A 24,006-nucleotide genomic window follows, 5' to 3' on the forward strand; every position below is an offset into this window, starting at 1 on the left:
TGGTTATATGTAAAATTGAATTTTACATTAAATTTCCATGGTAGATATCGAGCGAAACGATTTGGAGAAGACAGTAATGTCCCGAGTATGCCAAGTAACTGGTAAGCGTCCTGTAACGGGTAACAACCGTTCACACGCACGTAATGCCACCAAGCGTCGTTTTCTGCCGAACCTGCAAACTCATCGTTTCTGGGTAGAAAGCGAAAAACGCTTCGTTAAACTACGTCTTACTGCTAAAGGTATGCGTATCATTGATAAGAAAGGTATTGATACCGTTCTTGCAGAGATGCGTGTCCGCGGCGAGAACGTTTAGAGGAATTTGAACAATGGCTAAAGGCATTCGTGAGAAGATCCGTCTAGTATCATCAGCTGGTACAGGCCACTTCTACACTACCGACAAGAACAAGCGCAACATGCCAGGCAAATTTGAGATCAAGAAATTTGATCCAGTAGTTCGCCAGCACGTGCTTTACAAAGAAGCTAAAATCAAGTAATTGATTTTTAAATCTTTGATAAAAACCCAGCCTAGCTGGGTTTTTTTATATTTAAAATTCAGCATGCTTTCCTGCTTTCCTGCTTTCCTGCTTTCCTGCTTTCCTGCTTTCCTGCTTTCCCTGCTTTCCCTGCTTTCCCTGTATACTCCATTAGACACTGACATAATTGGCTATTGCTGCTGCGAGTAGCAATGTTATCTTAGTCTGTATTGATAATTGCGCATAGGAGCACCTGAGAATGCGTTTAACGCGACGGGGATGGAATAACGTTATCATCATTGGGGTTTTAGCTTTTATCGCTGTCATACAGCTTCCAGAGCTTATTCGTGCACGTTTCACTACAACAGAGATGAATACGTCAGCGGTGGTGATACCATTATTTGCTCAGGATCGTATTATTCAACGATTAGTGTTACCAACAATGACTTTTCAGCAGTCAGCGATGGGGTGGAAGAGTCAGCCTGTGGTGACGTTCGATATCGCAGCTGTTATTGCTCGGTGGCAAACCTTAAAGGGGACCCAAATTAGCCAACAGCAGTTATCAGTATTAAAAAAGCAATTGTTGTTGCCGCACACTGTTGAAGCATGGTTTGTCGGTCTGTCGCAACCCCAGCGGATCACTGCTTATCAATTATCGCATTTTTGGTTGCTAAACACTGGCACTGGCGACTGGTTAGCGGTAACAGTGGCGGGTGATTTTTTATTTCCACCATTATCGTCAAAATTATCATTATTATCGGAGCAAGTGAAAGATGCCTGAATTACCTGAAGTTGAAGTGACTCGTATGGGGATCACTCCTCATATCGTTGGACAAACGGTAACTAAAATTATCATACGTAATGCAAAATTACGTTGGCCAATTCCTGATGCGATAAAACAGATTGAAGGGCAGGTAATTCACAAGGTTGTTCGACGAGCCAAATATTTATTATTAGAAACCGATATCGGCTATGCGATTGTTCATCTTGGTATGTCTGGCAGTTTGCGTATTTTAGCGGCAGGATCGGTGGTTGAAAAACATGATCATGTCGATCTGGTGTTGGGGAGTGGTGAGATCTTGCGTTATAACGATCCTCGTCGCTTTGGGGCATGGCTATGGCAGCCGATAGGGGAACAACATCCCGTATTAGATAAAATGGGCCCAGAGCCATTAAGCGAGGATTTTAATGGCGATTATTTAGTTGCTAAGGCGCAAGCAAAGCGTAAAGCGATTAAATTACTGATCATGGATAATCATGTTGTGGTTGGCGTCGGTAATATTTATGCCAATGAATCGTTATTTGCGGCAGGAATTGATCCACAATGTCCTGCAGGTAAAATCTCATCTCAAAAGTTACACTTGCTGGTCAATGAAATAAAAAAAGTATTAAACAAAGCGATTGCTCAAGGCGGAACAACGCTAAAAGATTTTAAAAATGCTGACGGTAAACCAGGTTATTTTGCGCAAGAATTACAGGTTTATGGTAAAGGTGGTCAGCCTTGTCCACGTTGTGGTGAGCTTTTAACTGAGATAAAACTTGGTCAACGAGCCACGTTTTTTTGTGATAAGTGTCAGCACTGAGTGAGTTATTTATTCGATTTTAATTAAGCATAGGTTCATTTTTTTTGAGCAGTAATCCTGACCAATATTGCTATCATAGCTAAAAATTTTATAAGTATACTGCGTGTTTTTAAAACACAGAAAGGGCTAGGAAATGAAATATTTAGTAACTGGAGCTGCTGGTTTTATTGGTAGTGCAGTGACAGAGCGTTTATGTGCTCAAGGCCACCAAGTGGTTGGTATCGATAACCTTAATGATTATTATGAGGTTGCGTTAAAGCATGCTCGCTTAGATCGTATCAAGCATGATAATTTTAGCTTTATTGAAATGGATCTTGCTGATCGTGACGCAATTGCTAACTTATTTGCAGAGCAACAATTTAATCGCGTGATCCATCTAGCAGGTCAAGCGGGTGTACGTTATTCAATAGATAATCCAATGGCTTATGGTGATAGTAACTTAATTGGCTATTTGACTATCCTTGAAGGCTGCCGTCATAACAAGGTTGAGCACCTTGTTTATGCCTCATCAAGTTCGGTATATGGCTTAAATCAAAAGATGCCATTTGATACCGCAGATAGCGTTGATCATCCGGTATCATTGTATGCAGCAGCTAAAAAAGCCAATGAACTGATGGCGCATAGCTACTCACACCTTTATGGCATTCCAACGACAGGCTTACGTTTCTTTACTGTTTATGGCCCGTGGGGTCGTCCTGATATGGCATTGTTTAAATTTACTAATGCGATTATGGAAGGTAAAGAAATTGATATTTATAACAATGGTGATATGAGTCGTGATTTCACTTATATCGATGATATTGTTGAAGGTGTTATTCGAATTCAGGATGTGATTCCACAACCTAACCCTGAGTGGACAGTAGAAACCGGCTCACCAGCGACGAGCTCTGCGCCATACCGTATTTATAATATTGGTCATGGTAGCCCAGTTAAATTAATGGATTATGTTGAAGCACTTGAAGAATCACTAGGTGTTGAGGCGAAGAAAAACTTTATGCCAATGCAACCGGGTGATGTTTACATGACGTATGCTGATACCGATGATTTATTTGCAGCAACGGGCTACAAGCCTGAAGTGAAAGTTAAAGAGGGCGTACAAGCCTTTGTTGATTGGTATCGCGAATACTATAACAAATAAGTCATGATGATTGAGTAGAAAAGGGAGCCGATGTGCTCCCTTTTTTTGTTTATATTTGAGTAAATTTAGCCAATAAAGCTTGAGTGATGATTGGATCAACAAATTGACTCACATCCCCTTTATGGAGCGCGACTTCTTTAACTATGGTTGAAGAAATAAATGAGTTTTCTTCTGCCGGTGTTAAAAATACCGTTTCCAGTTCAGGCATTAAACGTCGGTTCATATTGGCGAGTTGAAATTCATATTCAAAATCAGACACCGCACGTAACCCACGCACTAAAATATTGGCATGGTGCTCTTGGGCAAAATTGACCAATAAGCCAGAAAAACCAACAATCTCAACATTAGGCAAATGTGCTGTAATTTGTTGGGCAAGGTCAACCCGCTCTTCTAATGTGAACAATGGCTTTTTAGTCGGGTTAAATGCCACACCAACAATGACATGATCAAACATGGCCGCAGCACGCTCAATAAGATCAAGGTGGCCGTTAGTGATTGGATCAAAGGTACCGGGATAGATAACACGTGTTGTCATAATAGGTTACTTACTTGGGTTGTGAAGTTGATATTACCGATGTTGATAGAAGTACACTATCAAGTTTTTCTTTGACCATCGCCACACTAATTTGCGGCATGATATCACTGCCTTTGACGCGAGCTCCCCATGGTAACTCACTCAATGGTTTACCGTAATGTTGTTCCGCAACTTGCTGATACACACTAACAGTGTATGGCTGCGATAAATACGGCCCAGTACGCGCTGGGTTACTATGACCATAGAGACCAATTACTGGCGTGTTTTGGGTGGTTGCTAAGTGAGCTGGGCCTGAATCTGGCGCAAGCACAACAGTCGCTGCACGTAATAGTGCCGTTAGTTGTAACAGAGTTGTTTTACCAATCAAATTAGTGATTGGTGCTTGGCTGTGGCTGATAATTTGTTGACCCAATTGTTGCTCACGTTCACTCGGTGAGCCGCAGAGTATAACGGCCAAGCCTTTAGTTGCGGCATAATCTGCAATGGCCGCATAGCGTTCAGGGAGCCAATTACGCTCATCTTTACTGGCTGCTGGTGATATTACCAGTGTTGGCTGATTAATATATTGTGCAGCAATGCTGTTATCTGCAGCCGTCAGTGGAATATTCCATTCTGGGGTCGTAAAAGACACTCCAATAAAACGTGCAAAATCAGCCATATTATCGAGAACATGTATACTGTCGGTATTGGGTAAGTGTTTATTCGTAACTAACCATTGGCCTTCTTTGGTTCTATTTTTACTAAACCCAACTCGATACTTAGCTTTAATACCTAAAGATAGTACACTTGCACGTAAGGCAACTTGCATATCGAGTAGTGCATCAAAACGGTGTGATTTAAGTTGTTGCCAAACCTGTTTAATGCCATTCCAGCCAGCTTTCTTATCAAAACTGATCACCTTAATATTGGGTAATGCATTGATTAACTGTGCTTCAACCTTACCAGCAACCCAAGTGATTTCGGTCGTTGGCCACTGGCGTTGAATGGCTTGAACAACAGCAATCGCATGGCATACGTCACCAATAGCAGATAAACGTAAGATACAAATTGAACGTGGTGGCGTTGAGAACAGAGCCATGAGATTACCTTATTAAAAGTGGTTGGTGAATTATGCCGCTAGCCATTGAAATTGTAAAATATTCAACAATAAATGCGAGAGAGGCTGTAGTGCAGGAAATTATCAGTAACAACCAGGCCATTTGGTTTGATAGCGATTATCTAAGTGCAGATCCGCATGGTTGCTTTGATATTGAGTATTGGCGTCAGCGTGATGCAGTTATTGGTTCAGCCAAAGGGCGTGGCACAACATGGTTTGTTGCCGATGAAAAACTGGAAATGGCATTGCGTCATTATCACCGTGGAGGGCTGTTTGCTAAACTGAACAATGATAGCTATTGGTTTACTGATTGGCATAACACTCGCAGTGGGGCTGAGTTAGCGCTATTAAAATTATTACGTGATGGTGGGGTTAATGTGCCACGTCCTGTTGCCGCGCGTGCAGTTAAAAAAGGTCTGACATATAAAGCGGATATCTTGGTAGAGAAGATTGCCAATAGTCGTGATTTAGTCGCATTACTACAAACCCAAACGGTCGCGGCAACAGTATGGCGTGATATTGGTGAAATGATTGGTAAGATGCATGATTTGCAAGTGTGCCACACCGATTTAAATGCCCATAATATTTTATTAGACGATAGTCAGCGCCCATGGCTGATTGATTTTGATAAATGTGGTTGTCGTGACGGTGATGATTGGAAAGTCGACAATTTGGCACGTTTAAAGCGCTCTTTTCTCAAAGAAGTCGATAAACGTGCGATTAAATGGTGTGAAGATGATTGGATTGCCTTGTGTGATGGTTATGCACACAAAAGTCAGCTTCGAATTACGATAGGTTAATCATCTGTTAAATAGTGACTAATACTTGCGATAGTTTTATTCACCGCACCCTGGTTTTCAATCACTATTCTTTGGCCCTGTATACCCATATGTTGTTGGCGTTGAGGGTCATTAAATAATGCTATCAATTGTTGCGCTAATTGGTAGCTATTATTACAGATTTCAATCGCACCAGCGGCTAATAATTGCTGGGTGATATCCTCAAAATTATAATAACTAGGGCCGGTAATGGCAGGCTTTGCCACCGCTGCTGGCTCTAATAGATTATGCCCACCTACTTTTTCACCAATTAAACTTCCTCCCATAAAAGTCACATCAGCAGCGGCCAGCATGACTAACATTTCTCCCATCGTATCAGCAAGATATAACTGAGTGTTCGCATTGATTGGTGTGGCATCTGTGCGGCGATGGACTTGCAAGCCACGATCTAGCGCGAGTTTAGCTACACTGTCGAACCGTTGTGGGTGACGCGGAACAATAATGACCATCGCATTAGAATATTGTTGTTGTACGGCTTGATAGGCATCCAGTACTTGCTCGTCTTCTCCTTGATGAGTACTCGCTGCGACAAAAATAGGGCGCTCTATACCGAGTTGTTGGCGCAGTTGGCGTGCTTGCTCAAAAACAGTGTCAGCAATACTGAGATCATATTTGATTGAGCCCGTCACCGTTACCTGATGTTGTTGAGCACCAATAGCAATAAATCGTCGAGCATCATCATCATGTAAACATAGAATTCTATCTATTTTATTGATCAATTGATGAGTAAAAAAACTAAACGATTGGTAGCGCTTGGCTGAACGTTCCGATAAGCGGGCATTAACAATGATTGTTGGAATGTTTTGGTGGTGAACACACGTTAAGGTATTGAGCCATAATTCTTTTTCTACGATAAGAAATAATTTGGGCTTTATTACTTTTAAAAAGCCACGCACACACCATCCAAAATCAATTGGCATATAGCGATGTTCAACCCAATCACCTAATTTTGCTATTTGCTCAGCACCAGTGCTGGTGGTCGTGGTCACCACAATGGCTTGCTCAGGGGAGGCTCGTTTGAGTGCTTTAATAACCGGCACAATTGCAATAGCTTCTCCGACTGACGCTGCATGAATCCAAATCGGTTGTTCTGCTGTGAGTAACGCTGGCGTAAAACCAAAATGCTCTTTCCAACGAGCGCCAAAGCGGGGCTTTCCAGGTTTAGTTCGGTACAACTCCCATAATAATATGGGAGCTGCTAAAGCTAATAGTAGGGTATAAAAAACACGAACAAGCATGGTGGCTCTACCTGTAACAATAAAGTTCTATTATAACTAGCAATCAAAAATCTAACAGCTGATGATTCAGCGAATAATTCAGGTAGAATGTTGTGATCTTTTATGGACAAAGAGTAAAACGATGACTCATTTACCTCAGCGCTACTTAATGTATATCGCTCAAAATTATTCATTTGCTATTTTACGACCTTTACAACAAGCGATCTTAAAACAAGGTGGGCAAGTGTGTTGGTTTTTTGAGGGGAATGATGTCGATGGTCGTTTTTTACATGAGAATGAGCAACTGCTAACCTCTGTTGCTGAAGTTAAAGCTTGGCAGCCTGATGCTGTTTTTGTGCCGGGGAATGTTGTTCCGCGTTGTATTCCAGGTTTGAAAGTTGGTGTTTTTCATGGGTTTAATGCGGGCAAGCTAAATCGCCGTGGTAGAGAGGACCATTTTGAAATTCGTGGCTGTTTTGATTTATATTGTACTCAAGGGCCGGATACTACGGTAAGGTTCACGCAATTAGCTCAGCAATATGGTTTCTTTAAAGTAAAGCAAACTGGCTGGCCTATGCTTGACCCATTATTTACTGCACTTGAATCGAACCCATATAGTGCGATAGATGATCCTCGACCAACGGTACTTATGTGTTCGACATTTTCACGCAATTTGACATGTGCACCTCATTTATATGACACCATCAAGGCATTGGTTGCGACTGGTAAATGGCGCTGGTTAGTGCAGTTTCATCCCAAGATGGCATCTGAAACGGTAGCAAAATATAAAGCGTTGCAAGGGCCAAATTTAACATTTGTAGAAACGGATAACGTGATCCCGGTGTTGCAGGCGGCTGATGTTATGCTATGTGATACCTCATCGATTTTGTTAATGTTTCTACTACAAGGGAAGCCCGTTGTTACCTTTAATAATCAACATCCGTTACCGCATTTATTAAATGTTACCAGTACTGATGAAGTGGAGCATGCGATTGGTGAGGCGTTGACCTATCCCGCAGATTTAATGGTTAATATTAAAAACTATTGTCAGCAAATCCATCCATATCAGGATGGGTGTTCAAGTGAGCGAGTGTTGGCAGCAACCAACGAATTATTAAATGAAGGTCTATCTGGACTTAAACCAAAACCGCTTAATATCGTACGTGAGTTTAAAATGCGTAAGAAGCTTGGCTATTGGGGATTATAAAATGGCATCATGGCATCGAAAACTAAAAGAAAATTTACGCATTATCAAATGTCGATTTAAGCGTAAAGCAATCTTATCTTCTGATGAAAATCAATCTTTTACATCAGCTTTGACAGCGTTATCGAGTCTGGAAATTGCGGGTGGAGAGAATAAAGTTATATGGATGTTTTGGGATTCAGGCTTAGCGTCTGCTCCTGAAGTTGTAAAGTTGAGTCATGCTTCTTGGGTTGCTATGAACCCTGATTATCAGGTTATTTTACTTGATAATAAGACTATCCAGCATCAACTTGGGTTTGATTTTTTTGCGGTATTTAAAGGGATGACAGTTGATCTCGGTGCCGCTGGAAAGAGCGATCTATTACGATTGTATTTATTAAATCGTTTTGGTGGCGTATGGGCTGATGCAACCACGTTTTGTAAACAGCCATTAACGACCTGGTTAGACATCTCAACGACCGGTTTTTTTTGTTTTCGAGAGAAGCAATCCAATGATAGACAGTTAGTATCTTGGTTTTTAGCGGCCCATAAAGGTAACGCAATCATTCAAGATTTATTGCAGGAAAGTTTGAATTATTTAACCAAACCTCGCAAAGTTGTACTTGATATTAGAGGGTTAACTTCAACGAGGTTATTAGCGGAAAAAACGGATTTAATAAGTGCAGCAGGAAGTGGTCATCGATTACTATCATTGCTTGAGAAAAAATATTGTGCGCCTTATTTTTGGATGTTTTATTTGTTTAATGAGGTCGTAAAACTACCGCGAAATCAATCGGTTTGGCAACAAATTATGTTGCAAAATAATCAATATGCAGAACTCGATGATGAGTTTGATGTTTTTCGTGTAAGTGTTGTTGCCAAACAAACTTATCGAGAAAAATATATAGTACAGCCACTATACCAGCAGCGTTATCAATATATGTTGAAGCTAAATACAGTAAAAAAGGAGTTAGTTGATGGCAAATAAGCATTCTTTATCCGTTATATTAATCACAAAGAATGAAGCGGATCGGGTTGAGTTATGTTTGCAATCTATTGCTGATATTGCAGATGAAATCATTGTATTAGATAGTGGTTCAACCGATGAAACTGTTACAATTTGTCAGCGTTATACTGATAACGTTACTGTTACTGATTGGCCTGGATTTGGTAAGCAAAAACAACGAGCATTAGATAAAGCCAGCTGTGATTGGGTGTTGTCAATTGATGCTGATGAAGCACTTGATGAGCAAATGCAACAAGCATTAATATCATTGTTGTCTCAAGAGACGATTACTGCGACTGCATATCGATTGCCTTGGGGAGTTACATTATACGGTAAGACGTTAAAATATGGACGTAGTGCACGTTCAGTATTACGTTTATTTAAGCGTGAAGGTGCGCGTTATACATTAGATGAAGTCCATGAAACGGTGATACCTAGCGTCGGTACTACAGAAGTTCTTAATGGATTGTTATTACATTATACTCATCGCGATTATGGCCATGGTTTAGATAAAGCTGCACAGTATGCGTGGTTAGGTTCAAAAAAATACCATCGCAAAGGTAAAAAATCTCACGGATTAGGTTTAGCATTAATACGCGCAATATGGACCTTTATTTTAATTTATATTATTCGTCGTGGGTTTCTTGATGGTAGCGTTGGCTTTATTGTTGCGATGACTTATGCGCAGGTGAGCTTTAATAAATATGTCGGTTTATGGTTACTTGAACATGATCGTAGTTAATAAACGATGGCTTAGTTATTAATGAAGGAGAGTGGATACTCTCCTTTTTATTTAAGCAGGTACACGATTTTTAATTTTAAAAGCTAATTTGCTCAATGGCAATTTAAAGAGGCGTCTTAACTCAAGCTGGCGCTGATTTTTATCGATGGTAATTGTTATTGTATTATCACAATATTTTTTATATAGCTTAAGCCAATCAATATGACTGTATTCGTTAGCGCGTTTTAGTTTCCGTTGTGAAATCTTTCTTAAGCCCAGTCCCATCGTTTCAGGATCGGCAATGATAATATTATTCGCTAAAAAACGCTCCCAAACAATAATATCATGACGATTAACATCAAATCGATGTTTAAGTAACGGAGTTTTATCTTGCGCGATACTCTTTAACCAGATCTGACAATAAGTTTGTTCGGCTTCTAACGCAAAAGGCGTCCCTGCCACTTTTTGTGCTTGCTGAATAAGCTGCTGTGAAAAGTCATGTTGATTAAAATCAGGCTGTTGCCAAATTAATTTTAGATCAGTTGTACGTCCATAATAGAAGAAATCACTTGGACTCATAATCACACGATGGCCATGAGAACTGCGACGGAATAAGTTGGAATTGATAACGACTTTTTCACTAAAAATTTGTTGGTCTAGCTCAGTCTTAGCGAACTGCTGCTGGATTTGAACAAACTCATTCCCCGTTAAAAAATTATCAGTACGTAATTTAACAGCGTAAGGCGTTGTAACTGCATCTAACCCTGCTTGAGTTGATAAAACTTGGCGGTGGTAGTTGACTGGGCAAAAACCATCGTAGTTTTGGCCTGGATCTTGACTGATAATTAACTGATCGTAATCAAGGCCACTTAAATCTTGATCAGGCCATGTTGATAAAATTATTGTAGCATCAGGCAAGTGAGTGCGAATACTAGTAAGACAGCGTTGAGTGATCCCCTCTTCGTGGTGGGTTCGGCCTTGATAATTTTGTACTGGACCTTGAACTACAACAGTAATTTGTTGAAAAGTATTATTCATGGGGTGCTCCTAAGAATGCTTGATACTCTTTAGGAACGCCACAAAATATCACCTCATTATTATCAATTAAATGATAATGAATAGCATAGTTAGCAGTAATAAGATCATTATAAAGTGGTGCGATATACAGTTCGCCTTTTGCCCATTCCGTTTGTGGTTTGGCTAAGTATTGTTGATAAGCTTGGTTAAATAATTGGCAATCAGCAAAATAATACAGACCGGTACTACATAAATCAGAAATCGGTTCTTTTTCAGTTGTTTTTATTACGCGCGATGAGCTGTCATTTTCAGCTAGAGCAAAAGACCAATTATCCCCATGACCTTTAAAAACCTCTAAATAACCATCCCATTTTTCAATCTCTGCAGGATAGCGAAATCCTGGTCTAAAAGTATCGATATTGAAGATAGTCACAGAGCCTTGGTAATTAGGTAATGATTGTAAACCAAGGTACACAGTTTCAGCTTGGCCACGAGTCGATTTATCAAGAACAAAAATATGGGCGTCTTTAATATTTAAGCGGGCAATTTCTTGCTTGACGAATGCCACAGTATTGTGAACATCTCGTACAATAAACAGAAATGATTCTGTTGCAAAGTAATGCGAAAAACTATTAATTGCGTGTGCAAAAAGCGTTTCGCCATGCGCATCCAACATGTATTTTGGTTGCGTAAAGCCAGCATTAAAAAAGCGTGAACTAAGCCCGGCCATTGGAATAACAATCATGATTTAGAATCCAGAATTAATTGATATAAACGAAATGCATTTGCCATTAATGCTTGTTGACGCGCCGAATCATCAGCATGTAACGGTAACATGGAGAGAAATAATTGAATTTGCATCGCATATAACGCAGTTTCATCTAACTGGTAATGCTCCTTTATCGATGCAATAAATAATTGTTGAATCGGTAAAATATGCGGTGGCGTATCTATGGTAAATGAAATGTGTTGTTGTTGAATTGTAACCTCATAGTAGCCTGCAATAATCCAATCATATAAGCCTAGAATTGAATGGCTTAGTTTCGCTAAGTCATAGCGAGTATCACCGTAGATCGTGAGTTCATTATTCAGATCTATACCACGAGGATCGATAGTCTTAATTCTTCCCATTCTGAAGTCATATAAAATATTACTAAAACAAAAGTCGCCATGTAATACCGTTGCAGGTGTGATTGTTGTAGGCAAATATTGTTGACTTAAAGTGAGTAATTGCTCAAATGATGCCGAAAATTGATTATTATAGTGCCACTGCTGTTGAAAATTAAGACCGTGACTTAAACAATATTCAGTTAAGCGTTGAGTGGTTTTTTGTTCAAATAGTGCGGTCAAACTTGAACCTTGAGTTGTATTCTCAGGTGCGGGATGCTGCTGGCAACTATTAATAAAATCAAAACAGCTATCGAGGATTTGTTGCCACACTAATTGTGGTAATTTAGAAAAAACAAATAACTCATTGAGTGCAGTATAGTGTAGGTACTCCAGTTGATAGGATACGTGATCTGCTTGTTGCTGAAAGCCTAAAAATTGAGGTACAAAAATACGTAATGGTGCTGGAATATGATTAAACCACAGTGCTTCAGCCAGTATTTTTTGTTTTTTAGTGCTAGATTTTGTTATCCATTTTTCATTTATTTCTAACTGGTTAAATGCCCGTTGAGTTGTAAATTTAGCTTTTGAACGGTAATAGGTATTTAAATGGCCAAAATCAAGCCAATCAGTTACAGGTATGGCTGTTAGGCCGCATTTTTGGTGATAGAAATTTAAGCTTTCAATGAAATCCCAATGTGCCATAGTCAATGATTTTAGCAGTTGTTGCGGATGACTAAAGTGAAAGTAACCACAAACCGCATGGGTTTGGTTAAGCTGCTCTCGGTTGGTGACGGTATTTAGCCATTGGGACTTATCATTAGAAATTACCGCCCAATCATAACTGTTTTCGACTGGAGCGATGGTAATAATATTTTTATCTGTCGGTAAATTGGGTAGTAATGTATCACCAAATAAAATACTTAGAGATTGTTCTGGTGTGTAATCAGCTAGCGTGAGAGCTGAAACTAATGATGCGCCAAGGGATAAACCATCAGGAACATATAATAATGTCACCTGATGATTGGTTAGCCATTGTAGATCATGTGGCTCAGGGGTGAAGCTCTCAGGCACACTCAAATAAATATGTTTATTTATTGGCGCGCTTTTGACTTGGTGCTGAAAAAGCCGTCGATTACCAAGCGGTAAAAACGATGGCGGCAGTGCACCAAATTCAGATTCAAGTTCTTGACTAATATAAGCCGCTGACATGATTAGGAACATATTTTTTCCTTTTCAAGCAGCGCATTAATTTCATCAAGTGATAATGAGGTAAATTCAGACGGGCGAATGGCCTTATCATCGATGTAAAATCCGTCATGGCCACACCAAGGTTTACCCACTAAAATTTCATCATAAGGAACCTGATGTTTATCCAACCAAGTGGTAATAATTGGTAGTGTGTGAATATTAATTTGGCCAACGTTACCATTGTAAGTCCGCATATTACGGGCGGTACTGATAGTAATAGAAAAACCTTGGCGACGATAATGTTGTAATTGCGCTATAACGTCTAAATTAGGGGCTACATTTTCATAATCATTGGTATTCGCTAATGTGATAGTGCCATCGAGATCAACAATCAGTTTTTTCATTATAATAGTCACTTTTATTATTTTTGTTGAAGGATACGGTTAAAATACGCGATATGACGACGCACCGTTTCTGTGGCATTAAATTCACGGTCTAACTTTTCTTTTGCCGCAACACTAAACTGGTGGATTTTATTTTTATCATTAATCAGTTTATTCATTGCTGTTGCAAATGCAGCCACATCCCCAACAGGAACCACATATCCTGTTTTACCATCATCAACTAATTCAGGTGACCCGCCCGTTGTTGTAACAACAGACGTGGTGCCATTAGCCATTGCTTCTATAATTGTACGCGGTAGACCTTCACCACTGATTGATGGCTGTACTTGAAAATCCGCCATTGCCATAATAGCAGGGACATCTTGACGATGACCGATAAGATGAATTCGTTCTGCCATTGGGCTTTGTTTTATTTCGTCAAAGTGCGGCTCAAAGCCACTACCGATCAGCAACAGATGAAAGTTAGGATTTTTTATATGGTGAGTTGCCTCAATCAATACAGAAATACCTTTGCTTGGCCTAACATGTGCAGCACATACTGCAATAATATCATTATCGCTAAGGTTAAAACTGGCACGATTGGTGGGCTCAACGTTATACCATGCTAACTGGTGGCCTTTATAAATAGTCACTACATTTTCTGGATTACACAGAATATGTTGGCGAACATCATCACGGACCGCATTTGAAACACAAATAACGCCTTGGACTTTTGGATGCAGGTGAGTAAGGTAAGCTGTTGGATCGTGACGATATAGCCCTCCTGTTGTGCCACGGTAAGTGATCATTTTAGCTTGAGTGCCAATACAAGCAAAAGCCGCATTAGGAATTGTCTTTGAATTAAAACCATAACAAATATCGTATTCACCTGTTTTGAGTTCGTGGTGTAATGTACGTATGGTTTTAGGACAGATTTTTTTAGTTGGATAACAATCGATAACTTTAATTCCATGATCTTGAAAGCGAGCAACGTAGTCAGCATCACCTTGAGTTGCTACTGTTACTTGATGTCCTTGCTTCACCATTTCAATAAACATTTCCGCTTCAGGGCGAACGCTGTTCCATGCGTGGTTGTATGAGCTAGCAACTAGAATCTTCATTGTTATCTCTTGAGTGTCATTTTAAGAATGAACTTAATGTTGTAGTACTCGCGGCGTATTAATTCTTTAAAATTAAATACTTCACGTTTGATTTTACAAGCGAGACTGCGAGGGGCTCGTTTCCCATAACCAATATCAGAGTCAAAAATAGGATCGTTAGTTAGGCATGCAGGCACTGTGCCATAGCATTCTAGTTGATTAACCCAAAACCGATCCATGTAAATATCAACGGCCATATACCATTTATTTGAATGTTGTAATAGTTTCTTAGCGCCTGTTGGAGTGAGTAAATATCCTGTTGTACTCATGTGTCCCTTACTGAACTTATAAATACTGGTGTGCGGTAAAATCATTTGCTTAAGTTTAAAAAAGCTGGGTCTTTTGTTATCAAATAGCCGAATACATTCATATTTTTTAGCCAGTAAATCAATATTAGTAATAATATCCATAAATGGCTTTGGGTAAATCAGTGCGTCATCTTCTAAAATAATAATCGGTTGATTTAATTCAACACACTTTTGCCATAATAAGTAATGGCTAGCATAGCAACCAAGTTGACCCTTACTGAGAGATTTTCCTCGATATGTTTGACTTAAATTATCATCATACATCTTAAAAAGAGGATGCGCAGATTCCTTACCATTGACGGCATTAAAAATAGAAAAATTTAAATCTAAACAATTTAATTGTTTTATTATATTTTCTTTTCGTATGGTTGATGAGGCCATATTAATCACAAAAATAGATACCATTTTATTTAACTTTCTCTTTATTTAAAGACGATGTATAAAAAAAGCCAATAAACAATAGATATATAAATAATGTTTGGCCATGATTAAATGGTACATCAGTAAGAGAGGCTATACTGAAAGTAATAATTATACCTATTGATAATTGTTGATATATTATGTTTTTTTTTCGTAATAAAAAAACAGGAATAATTAGTAGGGACAAGAATAAAACAAGCCCAATAAGACCTGTTTTTATTATTTTATCAATATATTGGTTATGATAGTGCGGTGTTTGAGCTTCATATAATTGTTTAGAAATCAAACCTTGGAAGTATAATTGATCTAGTTTTTTTAAATGTTCTTTACCTAATCCTAAAATTATGTTGTTTTCTATTAATTTTGGTGCAATTTCCCACATTTGTAATCGTAAACCAACAGATGATGTAAGGTTTCCAGATTCAATTTTATGATACTCAACCGCTGTTTGATCTATACGTTGGTCAATCGGTTTTTTTAAGATAAAAAACATTCCGAATATGACAACTATAGATATTGCAACTACTTTTAAATTTATTTTGTTTAAATTTAATTCGCTAGCTAAAATAAAAATTATTGCGATAGAAGCCGCAAGAATAGCTCCTCTTGTTTCTGATAATATTAATGATGAAATATTTATGATAAACATCATAAGCATCGTTATTTTTATCTTTCTACTTTTTGTATGTAGAAATAAAACAAGGGAAAAAACTAAATAAGTAGCAACGATAGTACTAAATGGAATAGCATTAACCGGCCATTGGTCTCTTTGCAGATGTAATATTTTTGAAAAGTAACATGTACCAATGAAACCAAAGATAGTGCCAATAATCGTTAGAATAGATAAGTTTTTTTTAGTTAGAATATTATAGGGAAAACAGCCTAACAACAATATACTGGCAGTGAGAGTTCTTATTTCTTGTGAGCTAATGCCATTATAGAAATAAGAAAATAAATTATAGCTAAGAATTATTATTAATAGCCATATAAAACGGTTGTTTTTAAAATTATTTTTCACTACTTTGAATTTAAAAATAGTTAGTGATGTAATTATTGATATGATCGTCATAAAGACCATCGTTTTATCACTATTATGGGTAAAATAGATCCCAGTAGATAACCAAATAAATGGCAATAGTATAAGCCCGTTAATTAAATGTTTTTTAAACATGCGATTCTCAATTATAAGGTTTTTCATCATTATTCGGACGTGTCTTCAACAAACGTAAAATCCACATATATTGTTCTGGGCGCTGACTAACATATTGTTCAATGCATTGATTCATCATGCGCGCATCTTGCTCTTCTGTTTCTGCAGGAAACGGCAGGGCAGGATAAAAATCCAATTCATACATGCCTGTTTCACTGTTGTACATGGCAAATAACGGTACAATTTTAGCGCGACTTAATTTTGATAGTCGACCTAAGCCTGCCATCGTCGCCTTAGTGGTACCAAAGAAATCAACAAATACACTGTGTTCTGGGCCTAAATCTTCATCAGGCAGGTAATAACCTAAATAGCCTTCACGTACTGATTTAATAAACGGTTTAATACCGCCGCTGCGTTCATAAACACGGCCGCCATATTGCACTCGTTGACGGTGCATTAGCCAATCAGAGACTGGATTTTTTTGTTTTTTTGCCATTGCTGATACAGGTAATCCACGCGAGGCAAGTAACACCGCTGGAATATCAATAGCCCACGTATGCGGCACTAATAAAATCACGCTTTGTTGCTGCTCAGTAAGGCAGGTAAGATTTTCCATACCACGAATAACCGTGTGCTGCTCAAGCCAAGCTTTATTGCGTAATGATAGCGATGCAAACCCTGTTAGAAAGCTACCTGCAGTGATTAAATTTTGTAATAAAATCGCTTCGCGCTCAGCCTCTGATTTTTCAGGAAAGCACATTTTGAGATTAACGCGCGCACGATGGTTAGCACCGCTTTTCAGTTTGATGGCTTGTTTGGCAAAAATAGTTGCTAGTGCACGACGTGCGCCATGAGGTAATAAGCTTAATAGTGAAGCAATTATTACCGCGAGCCACGTACCCCAATAACGAGGGTGGATAAAAGACCACTCAAACTGAGGGTTATAAGCTTGTTTGTCGTAATGGTTTTTAGTCATATCAATTACGTTTATCTCACGAAGTTATGGTGTGGGCGAATATGATGCCAACGTACTTATAACGTTGTTATTACCACTGCTATTTGTATATTCTACCGTTATTGAACTGAAGGTAAAATGGTAATTAAATCAACCATTCATCCAGTTTATTAATACTGAGTAATAACGCATTTTTAGTCATTGAGTATTATTTACATTGGTAGCTAAAGCCATGGTTTTTATTACCTTACTCAGATGAAAAATCTTAAATTATGATAACATTATATCCACAGCAAGGGCGAAGGATGATAATAAAATGAAAACCCGCGATCGAATTATTCATGCAGCATTGGCGTTGTTTAATGAACACGGTGAACCCAATGTCACCACCAACCATATTGCTGCTGATTTAGGGATCAGCCCTGGTAATCTGTATTATCATTTTCGCAATAAAGAACAAATAATTCATTGTATCTTTGATCAATATGCCATTGATTTAAAAGTTAGTTTTGAGCCTATGGGTACCGATGAAACGATCGAAGATAATTTATTACGTTATCTTGATGCGGTGTTTCTATTGATGTGGCGTTATCGATTTTTCTATGCCAATCTACCTGATATTTTACGCCGAGATGCGACCCTACAGGCTAAATACCTTGCAGTACAAAATCAACTTCAGCTTAATATTAGTCAAATTATGATCAATTTTCGTGATGCAGGTCTGCTTGCACTCGCTGATGCTGATCTCAAAGTATTAGCAGATACGCTAAAGTTGGTCGCTTCATCATGGATTAGCTATCAAACCACTCAAGTCGCGGGCGCAAAAATAACTCAGACAGTGATTTATCACGGTGTGCAACAAATGTTGAATATCGTGCGTCCATTAGCGACCGAACTTGGTCAGCAACGAGTGGCAACACTGCAGCACTATTATCTAGAACAAGAACAACAGTATTTAGAGCAGCAGAAGATCGCGAGCAGTCAATAATCATGGAACAAGGTTGGCCTTATAGAATAGGCCAACCTTGCTAGCTAGATATTACACTAGCGCCGTAGCCATGGTCGTGGATCAACCGGTGTACCTTTGCGGCGGATCTGGAAATATAACCCTGGTTGTTCTTGGCCACCACTGTCACCCACCAATGCTATTGGTTCACCAGCTTGTACTGAATCACCAATCTTCTTGAGTAGGGTTTGGTTATAACCGTAGAAACTCATATCACCTTTACCATGATCGATAGCGATCATCAGGCCATAACCGCGTAGCCAATCAGCAAATACCACTTTACCTGAGTAAATCGCTTTTACTTGGCTACCAATTGGTTGACTGATCACCATTCCTTTCCAGTGCAGTTCACGTTGTAATGGCGCACCATAATTGTGAATGATCGGCCCTCGTAGTGGCCATACCAACTTACCTTTGTGGCTGGATAAACCATCCATAGGGACATGCATTTTAGCGTAACGCGCATTGAGCTGTTTTGCTTGTGCCTCTGCAATGGCTTTGGCTTTGGCTTCTTTCGCGGCGGCAATACGGGCTTGAGCTTCTGCTTCAGCCTTGGCGCGTGCAGCAGCTTCAGCTTTAGCACGTGCAATTGCTTCAGCTTTGGCTTTAGCGATGGCCTTAAGCATATTCTTTTCATCTGCGCGCAGATCAGCCAGTGCTTCAGTGCTAGTATGAATTTGTGCTTTTATTTTATTGAGCGTCAACTGGCGTGATTGTTGCTGGCCATCAAGTTGTTGTTTTTGTTGGTTGAGCTCGTTAAGTGCTTGCTGTTTCTCTGTTTTTTGTTCAGCTAAAGTGTGGATTTTAAGCTGTAATTCAGTTTTGGTCGCATCAAGCATATCAATGGCATTCGCGCGCGCTTTACTGACATATTCAGCATAGGTTGTCATTCGATCTAGTTTTGCTGAATTTTCACCGCTGAGAAGATTGGCGATGTCACTGTTGTTACCTTGACGATATTGAGCATTAATCAAGGTTTTGAGTACACTAAGTTGTTGCTGTTGTTGTTGTTGTAACTGTTGTAATTGATTCTCTAGCTTGGTAATTGACTGAGTTAGGGCGGCTAACTGGTCATTGGTTTGGTGGATTTTATTTGCAGTTTGAGCGATATCCAGTTCACGTTGTTTAAGTTGTTTTTGTAACGCAGCATAGTTTTGCTGATTACTGTCGAGCTGATTTTTTTGGCGTGATATTTCCTGTTTTACGCCATCAAGCTGTTTTTGACTGGATGCTGCACATGGGGCTGCAAAAACCACACATAGAAAAGCGCCAGTGCATAAAGCACTGGCGCGGATTTTTAGGTTGAGGTGTCTATTAATAATATCCCGCATGGGATAATTATTTCAGATTGTATAGCACCTGACCAGACATCTCTGCTGGGATTTCGATATCTGTTAGCGACAGCATTGTTGGCGCAAGATCAGAAAGCTTACCGTCAGACTTAAGATCAAGGTTTTTATTACCTACGTAAATTAATGGTACTGGTAAGTTAGTGTGTGCAGTATGGATACCACCCGTTTCAGGGTTAACCATCATTTCTGCGTTACCGTGATCGGCAGTGATTAATAACTGGCCATCCATTTCTTTGATTGCAGCAACAACTTGACCAATACAGCTATCAAGTGCTTCACACGCTTTAACTGCAGCATCATAAACGCCAGTGTGACCAACCATGTCACCGTTAGGGTAGTTACAGATAATAACGTCAAATTCACCACTCTTAATGGCAGCGACTAATTTTTCAGTTAGCTCTGGTGAACTCATTTCTGGTTGAAGATCGTAAGTTGCCACTTTTGGTGATGCAACTAATGAGCGTGATTCACCGTCAAACTCGTCTTCTTTACCACCATTAAAGAAGAAAGTAACGTGGGCGTATTTTTCAGTTTCAGAAATACGTAGCTGTTTCTTACCTTTCTTTGATAGCCACTCACCTAAAGTGTTTTCTAGGCTTGCAGGTGCAAAAGCTGTAGTTAGTTCAATGTCAGCAGCGTACTGAGTTAACATTACAAAATCAGCTAACTGTGGGAATTGTGCGCGAGCGAAGTCAGTAAAGCCAGGCTCAAATGTACGAGTAATTTCGCGAGCACGATCAGCACGGTAGTTCATGAAGATAACGCTATCGCCATCGGCCATGATTGCTGCTTCTTGACCTTCAGCACGTAATTCAGTTGCTTTAACGAACTCATCGTTTTCGCTGCGCTCGTAAGCTGCTGCTAGACCTTCAGTTGCATTAGCAAAGGTAAATTCACCTTTAGCTGCCGTCAGTAAGTTGTAAGCAACTTCAACGCGATCCCAGTTGTTATCACGATCCATTGCGTAGTAACGACCTACAAGAGACGCTGTACGGCCTTTACCTAGTTTGGCAAATAGGGCATCAAAACGCTCTAGTGAATGTTGTGCACTACGTGGTGGTGTATCACGGCCATCAAGGAATGCGTGTAGGTAGATTTTCTCTGCGCCACGTTTTGCAGCCATTTCAATCGCAGCAGCAATGTGGTCTTCATGGCTGTGTACGCCACCTGGAGATACAAGACCTAGAATATGAACCGCTTTACCTGCATTTACTGCTTTATCAATCGCATTAACCAGTGCTTCGTTTTCAAAAAACTCACCATCGCTAATGGCTTTAGTAATACGAGTAAGATCTTGATATACCACACGGCCAGCACCGATATTAGTATGACCCACTTCAGAGTTACCCATTTGGCCTTCAGGTAAACCAACTTCTAAGCCAGAAGCTGCAATAAGCGTATTAGGATTGTTTGCCATTAACGCATCCATTACGGGTGTGTTAGCGTTCGCAATCGCGTTATTAGCGTTATCTTCGCGGTAGCCCCAGCCATCTAGAATAACAAGTGCAAGTGGTTTCTTGGCAGACATATGCTGTCCCTCTTCGAATTAAATAAAATACATCAATTACCTTAATCGGCGCAGTGTACGACGCACCACTTAAGGTAATTGATATAATAATTATCATGATTTTACTACAAAAGCACATTAAAGCAGTAGCAGTAGATGTAACTAAATCATTGTATCGCTATTTATACTGAGACTCGAATATAGGCATTTATTGATTAAAGTGTAAGCCCTAGATCACAGTTTTTTTCTATTTCATTGATAGGTCATTAGTCAATAAGCTTTTATACTCAAGGGTGCTGTTACAAGATCAGCATCCTAGGTATACTCACACTCATTTTTTTAGCCCCGTCATATCATGGCTGGCAGTCGCTAACCATGACAATAGAGTAAAGTAAATGCATCAATATATTGAATTTTTAACCAGTAACCCTGTTTTATCATTAGCTTGGATTGGTATTGTAGTTGCACTGATCAGCTCGATGGTGAAGGAGAAAAATGCTAAGTACAAAACGATTAGTATTAACGAAGCAACCGCGTTAGTGAATAACGAAGATGGTGTATTTCTTGATATTCGTAATCGTGATGAGTTCCGTAAAGGCCATATTGTGGGCTCAGTTCACATTTTACCAAGCCAAATTCAACGTCAGAACACACCAGAGCTTGAAAAACATAAAGCTGCCCCAATTATTGTTGTATGTAAGACAGGTCAAACAGCACAAGAGAGTGCAAACCAGTTAAGTAAAGATGGTTTTACTAATGTTAGCGTTTTAAAAGACGGTCTTATTGCTTGGAATGAAGCAAACTTACCGCTTGTTGCAAGCAAGAAAAAATAATTGTATTCGATGTGACTTTGCAGCCTGTTGAGTGTGAAGTAACGATTTAAATTGATGCAGCCTGTGGAATTCACAGTTGCTAGTATAATTAATAGCTCGTGGTAGCGAGTATTTATAAAGGACTCCAAAAATGGCTGAAGCAGCAAATACCGAAGCACAACAAAACTTCCAAATTCAACGCGTATTCCTAAAAGATGTGTCTTTTGAAGCGCCAAACTCACCTGACGTATTCCAAAAAGAATGGAATCCAGATGTGAAATTGGATCTTGATACTCAAAGCCGTGAATTAGCTGAAGGTGTATATGAAGTCGTACTTCGTCTGACCGTAACAGTAAAGAACGAAGAAGAAAATGCATTCCTATGTGAAGTTCAGCAAGGTGGTATTTTCACTGTTGCTGGTATGGAAGCACCACAACTAGCACATTGCCTAGGCGCATTCTGCCCGAACATTTTGTTCCCATATGCACGTGAAACAATTTCTAGCCTAGTGGTTAAAGGTACGTTCCCACAATTGAACCTAGCACCAGTAAACTTTGATGCTTTATTCATGAACTACCTAGAAAACCAAGCTGAAGCAAATACTGCTAATTCAGAAGCTTAATTTGTAAAAAGTGACCAATATGATGAACGTTAATAATACGATTTCGATGGCAGTGTTAGGGGCTGGATCTTACGGGACAGCATTAGCAATTGCATTAGCCAGAAATGGTGCCAATGTCATTTTGTGGGGGCATGAACCTCAACATATGGCGCAATTGGAAATCGATCGTGCCAATGAAGCGTTTCTTCCTGGAGTAAGTTTTCCTGATTCGCTCATTCTAACCTCAGACTTACAAGCTGCTGTTGCAGGCAGTCGTGATGTGTTAGTGGTGGTACCGAGCCATGTTTTTGGCAACGTACTTACGCAAATGAAACCTTTTTTACGTCCAGATTCTCGTATCTGCTGGGCAACAAAAGGGCTTGAACCTAACACAGGACGTTTACTGAAAGACGTTGCTGTTGAGGTTTTAGGCGACAAAATACCGTTAGCGGTGTTGTCAGGGCCTACGTTCGCTAAAGAATTAGCAGCAGGGATGCCAACGGCGATTGCCGTTTCTTCACCAAATACCGAGTTTGTAGCTGATCTGCAACAAAAAATTCATTGTGATAAGACATTCCGTGTTTATAGCAACAGTGATTTTATTGGCATGCAGTTAGGCGGTGCGGTGAAAAATGTGATTGCGATTGGTGCTGGTATGTCAGACGGTATTGGCTTTGGTGCCAATGCGCGTACAGCGCTGATCACGCGTGGCTTAGCGGAAATGTGTCGCTTAGGTGCAGCACTTGGCGCGCAAGCTGAAACCTTTATGGGTATGGCTGGTTTGGGCGATTTAGTGCTGACATGTACTGATAATCAATCACGTAATCGTCGTTTCGGTTTAGCCCTAGGCCATGGTAGTAGCGTCGAGCAAGCTCAACAGGATATTGGTCAAACAGTAGAAGGTTATCGTAATACCAAAGAAGTATGGTTATTGGCTCAACGTCATCAAGTTGAAATGCCAATTACTGAGCAAATTTATCAAGTGCTTTATCTTGGTAAAGATGCACGCGAAGCAGCAAAAGATTTACTCGCACGTGAGAAAAAGTACGAATAAAGTTGCTTGTTGTAGGTGATAACTGGTATCTATTGAATAACGCGAGCTTAGGCTCGCGTTATTTTTTATAACTGTACTAAAATACAATAATGTTCAGTGGATTGATGGTGGAAAACCATTCAGCCGCCACTGTTACTGAAGTCATGGCTGTTGATGGTCGTGGAAGTGATTACAATAGAGAGTAAAGCAGAG

Annotated in this window: 26 protein-coding genes; 13 read left to right on the plus strand and 13 right to left on the minus strand. The window is 39.6% G+C overall.

Annotation, left to right across the window (positions count from 1 at the left end; translation table 11 throughout):
- Nucleotides 1-76: 76 nt before the first annotated feature.
- From rpmB to G6R09_RS14010, 5 genes are all read left to right on the plus strand, one after another.
- Entirely contained in the window at nt 77-313 is a 237-nt protein-coding gene (gene rpmB, locus G6R09_RS13990) for a 50S ribosomal protein L28 (protein ID WP_045039707.1), read from the plus strand.
- A 13-nt stretch (nt 314-326) separates the two neighbouring features.
- Nucleotides 327-494 carry a 50S ribosomal protein L33 gene (gene rpmG / locus G6R09_RS13995; RefSeq protein ID WP_005371942.1) on the plus strand — a complete coding sequence of 56 codons (168 nt, stop codon included), beginning with the start codon at nt 327-329 and terminating at the stop codon, nt 492-494.
- 238 nt (nt 495-732) lie between these two features.
- The gene (locus tag G6R09_RS14000) at nt 733-1,254 is read left to right on the plus strand and encodes a hypothetical protein (RefSeq protein WP_163923123.1); all 522 of its coding nucleotides are present in this window, start codon (nt 733-735) and stop codon (nt 1,252-1,254) included.
- Nucleotides 1,247-2,056: a bifunctional DNA-formamidopyrimidine glycosylase/DNA-(apurinic or apyrimidinic site) lyase gene (mutM, locus tag G6R09_RS14005; RefSeq protein ID WP_065169270.1), complete on the plus strand. Its 810-nt coding sequence runs from the start codon at nt 1,247-1,249 to the stop codon at nt 2,054-2,056. The genes G6R09_RS14000 and mutM overlap by 8 nt, the downstream gene beginning before the upstream one ends.
- 133 nt (nt 2,057-2,189) lie before the next feature.
- Entirely contained in the window at nt 2,190-3,194 is a 1,005-nt protein-coding gene (locus G6R09_RS14010; RefSeq protein ID WP_107204554.1) for an NAD-dependent epimerase, read from the plus strand.
- Nucleotides 3,195-3,243: 49 nt separating this feature from the next.
- Here G6R09_RS14010 and coaD read toward each other — a convergent pair whose 3' ends face one another.
- Together coaD and G6R09_RS14020 are read right to left on the minus strand one after the other, a co-directional pair.
- Nucleotides 3,244-3,729, minus strand: coding sequence for a pantetheine-phosphate adenylyltransferase (coaD, locus tag G6R09_RS14015; RefSeq protein ID WP_163923126.1), 486 nt, complete (start codon nt 3,727-3,729; stop codon nt 3,244-3,246).
- 10 nt (nt 3,730-3,739) lie between these two features.
- The gene (locus tag G6R09_RS14020; RefSeq protein WP_163923128.1) at nt 3,740-4,807 is read right to left on the minus strand and encodes a glycosyltransferase family 9 protein; all 1,068 of its coding nucleotides are present in this window, start codon (nt 4,805-4,807) and stop codon (nt 3,740-3,742) included.
- 89 nt (nt 4,808-4,896) lie between these two features.
- Between G6R09_RS14020 and G6R09_RS14025 the strand changes: the two genes are divergently transcribed.
- Nucleotides 4,897-5,625, plus strand: a complete 729-nt coding sequence (locus G6R09_RS14025; RefSeq protein WP_065169354.1) for a 3-deoxy-D-manno-octulosonic acid kinase — start codon at nt 4,897-4,899, stop codon at nt 5,623-5,625.
- On the opposite strand, the gene waaA is transcribed toward G6R09_RS14025, so the two are convergent.
- The gene (gene waaA / locus G6R09_RS14030) at nt 5,622-6,902 is read right to left on the minus strand and encodes a lipid IV(A) 3-deoxy-D-manno-octulosonic acid transferase (protein ID WP_163923130.1); all 1,281 of its coding nucleotides are present in this window, start codon (nt 6,900-6,902) and stop codon (nt 5,622-5,624) included. The two genes, G6R09_RS14025 and waaA, sit on opposite strands and share 4 nt — an antisense overlap.
- A 121-nt stretch (nt 6,903-7,023) precedes the next feature.
- Here waaA and G6R09_RS14035 point away from each other — a divergent pair, with 121 nt between their 5' ends.
- The 3 genes from G6R09_RS14035 to G6R09_RS14045 are packed head-to-tail and all read left to right on the plus strand — an operon-like array spanning nt 7,024 to nt 9,812.
- Nucleotides 7,024-8,088, plus strand: a complete 1,065-nt coding sequence (locus G6R09_RS14035) for a CDP-glycerol--glycerophosphate glycerophosphotransferase (protein WP_163923133.1) — start codon at nt 7,024-7,026, stop codon at nt 8,086-8,088.
- 1 nt (nt 8,089) lies between these two features.
- A complete protein-coding gene (locus G6R09_RS14040; RefSeq protein WP_163923135.1) occupies nt 8,090-9,052 on the plus strand; it encodes a capsular polysaccharide synthesis protein in 963 nt (320 codons plus the stop codon).
- Complete coding sequence (locus G6R09_RS14045; RefSeq protein WP_163923137.1) at nt 9,042-9,812, plus strand: glycosyltransferase family 2 protein; 771 nt, start codon at nt 9,042-9,044, stop codon at nt 9,810-9,812. Before G6R09_RS14040 ends, G6R09_RS14045 begins: the two co-directional genes overlap by 11 nt.
- Nucleotides 9,813-9,863: 51 nt before the next feature.
- Here G6R09_RS14045 and G6R09_RS14050 read toward each other — a convergent pair whose 3' ends face one another.
- Genes G6R09_RS14050 through lpxM form a run of 8 tightly spaced genes read right to left on the minus strand, consistent with a single transcriptional unit; the run spans nt 9,864 to nt 17,509 of the window.
- On the minus strand, nt 9,864-10,829 hold the full coding sequence (locus G6R09_RS14050) for a WavE lipopolysaccharide synthesis family protein (protein WP_163923140.1): 966 nt from the start codon (nt 10,827-10,829) through the stop codon (nt 9,864-9,866).
- Complete coding sequence (locus G6R09_RS14055; RefSeq protein WP_163923143.1) at nt 10,822-11,553, minus strand: glycosyltransferase family 2 protein; 732 nt, start codon at nt 11,551-11,553, stop codon at nt 10,822-10,824. The genes G6R09_RS14050 and G6R09_RS14055 overlap by 8 nt, the downstream gene beginning before the upstream one ends.
- The gene (locus G6R09_RS14060; protein ID WP_163923145.1) at nt 11,550-13,139 is read right to left on the minus strand and encodes a capsular biosynthesis protein; all 1,590 of its coding nucleotides are present in this window, start codon (nt 13,137-13,139) and stop codon (nt 11,550-11,552) included. The genes G6R09_RS14055 and G6R09_RS14060 overlap by 4 nt, the downstream gene beginning before the upstream one ends.
- Nucleotides 13,130-13,510: an HAD hydrolase family protein gene (locus G6R09_RS14065; RefSeq protein WP_065169280.1), complete on the minus strand. Its 381-nt coding sequence runs from the start codon at nt 13,508-13,510 to the stop codon at nt 13,130-13,132. Before G6R09_RS14065 ends, G6R09_RS14060 begins: the two co-directional genes overlap by 10 nt.
- 17 nt (nt 13,511-13,527) lie before the next feature.
- Nucleotides 13,528-14,610: a glycosyltransferase family 4 protein gene (locus G6R09_RS14070; protein ID WP_163923148.1), complete on the minus strand. Its 1,083-nt coding sequence runs from the start codon at nt 14,608-14,610 to the stop codon at nt 13,528-13,530.
- Between the two features lie 2 nt (nt 14,611-14,612).
- The gene (locus tag G6R09_RS14075; RefSeq protein WP_163923151.1) at nt 14,613-15,362 is read right to left on the minus strand and encodes a glycosyltransferase family 25 protein; all 750 of its coding nucleotides are present in this window, start codon (nt 15,360-15,362) and stop codon (nt 14,613-14,615) included.
- Between the two features lies 1 nt (nt 15,363).
- A complete protein-coding gene (locus G6R09_RS14080) occupies nt 15,364-16,548 on the minus strand; it encodes an O-antigen ligase (protein ID WP_163923154.1) in 1,185 nt (394 codons plus the stop codon).
- A gap of 7 nt (nt 16,549-16,555) precedes the next feature.
- The gene (gene lpxM, locus G6R09_RS14085) at nt 16,556-17,509 is read right to left on the minus strand and encodes a lauroyl-Kdo(2)-lipid IV(A) myristoyltransferase (RefSeq protein WP_304622191.1); all 954 of its coding nucleotides are present in this window, start codon (nt 17,507-17,509) and stop codon (nt 16,556-16,558) included.
- 289 nt (nt 17,510-17,798) lie between these two features.
- Between lpxM and G6R09_RS14090 the strand changes: the two genes are divergently transcribed.
- Entirely contained in the window at nt 17,799-18,470 is a 672-nt protein-coding gene (locus tag G6R09_RS14090) for a TetR/AcrR family transcriptional regulator (protein WP_065169284.1), read from the plus strand.
- A 56-nt stretch (nt 18,471-18,526) separates the two neighbouring features.
- Here the strand turns inward: G6R09_RS14090 and envC are convergent, their stop codons facing one another.
- Entirely contained in the window at nt 18,527-19,819 is a 1,293-nt protein-coding gene (gene envC / locus G6R09_RS14095; protein ID WP_163923159.1) for a murein hydrolase activator EnvC, read from the minus strand.
- A 7-nt stretch (nt 19,820-19,826) separates the two neighbouring features.
- Nucleotides 19,827-21,368: a 2,3-bisphosphoglycerate-independent phosphoglycerate mutase gene (gpmM, locus tag G6R09_RS14100; RefSeq protein ID WP_163923162.1), complete on the minus strand. Its 1,542-nt coding sequence runs from the start codon at nt 21,366-21,368 to the stop codon at nt 19,827-19,829.
- Nucleotides 21,369-21,742: 374 nt separating this feature from the next.
- Here gpmM and G6R09_RS14105 point away from each other — a divergent pair, with 374 nt between their 5' ends.
- The 3 genes from G6R09_RS14105 (at nt 21,743) to gpsA (ending at nt 23,814) form a co-directional block, all read left to right on the plus strand.
- Nucleotides 21,743-22,180: a rhodanese-like domain-containing protein gene (locus G6R09_RS14105; RefSeq protein WP_065169287.1), complete on the plus strand. Its 438-nt coding sequence runs from the start codon at nt 21,743-21,745 to the stop codon at nt 22,178-22,180.
- Nucleotides 22,181-22,310: 130 nt separating this feature from the next.
- Nucleotides 22,311-22,781 carry a protein-export chaperone SecB gene (secB, locus tag G6R09_RS14110; protein ID WP_060997786.1) on the plus strand — a complete coding sequence of 157 codons (471 nt, stop codon included), beginning with the start codon at nt 22,311-22,313 and terminating at the stop codon, nt 22,779-22,781.
- A 19-nt stretch (nt 22,782-22,800) separates the two neighbouring features.
- Nucleotides 22,801-23,814, plus strand: coding sequence for an NAD(P)H-dependent glycerol-3-phosphate dehydrogenase (gene gpsA / locus G6R09_RS14115; RefSeq protein WP_065169288.1), 1,014 nt, complete (start codon nt 22,801-22,803; stop codon nt 23,812-23,814).
- Nucleotides 23,815-24,006: the final 192 nt, after the last annotated feature.

The sequence above is a fragment of the Photobacterium sp. Alg240-V54 genome (assembly GCF_900537155.1).
Lineage (GTDB): Bacteria > Pseudomonadota > Gammaproteobacteria > Enterobacterales > Vibrionaceae > Photobacterium.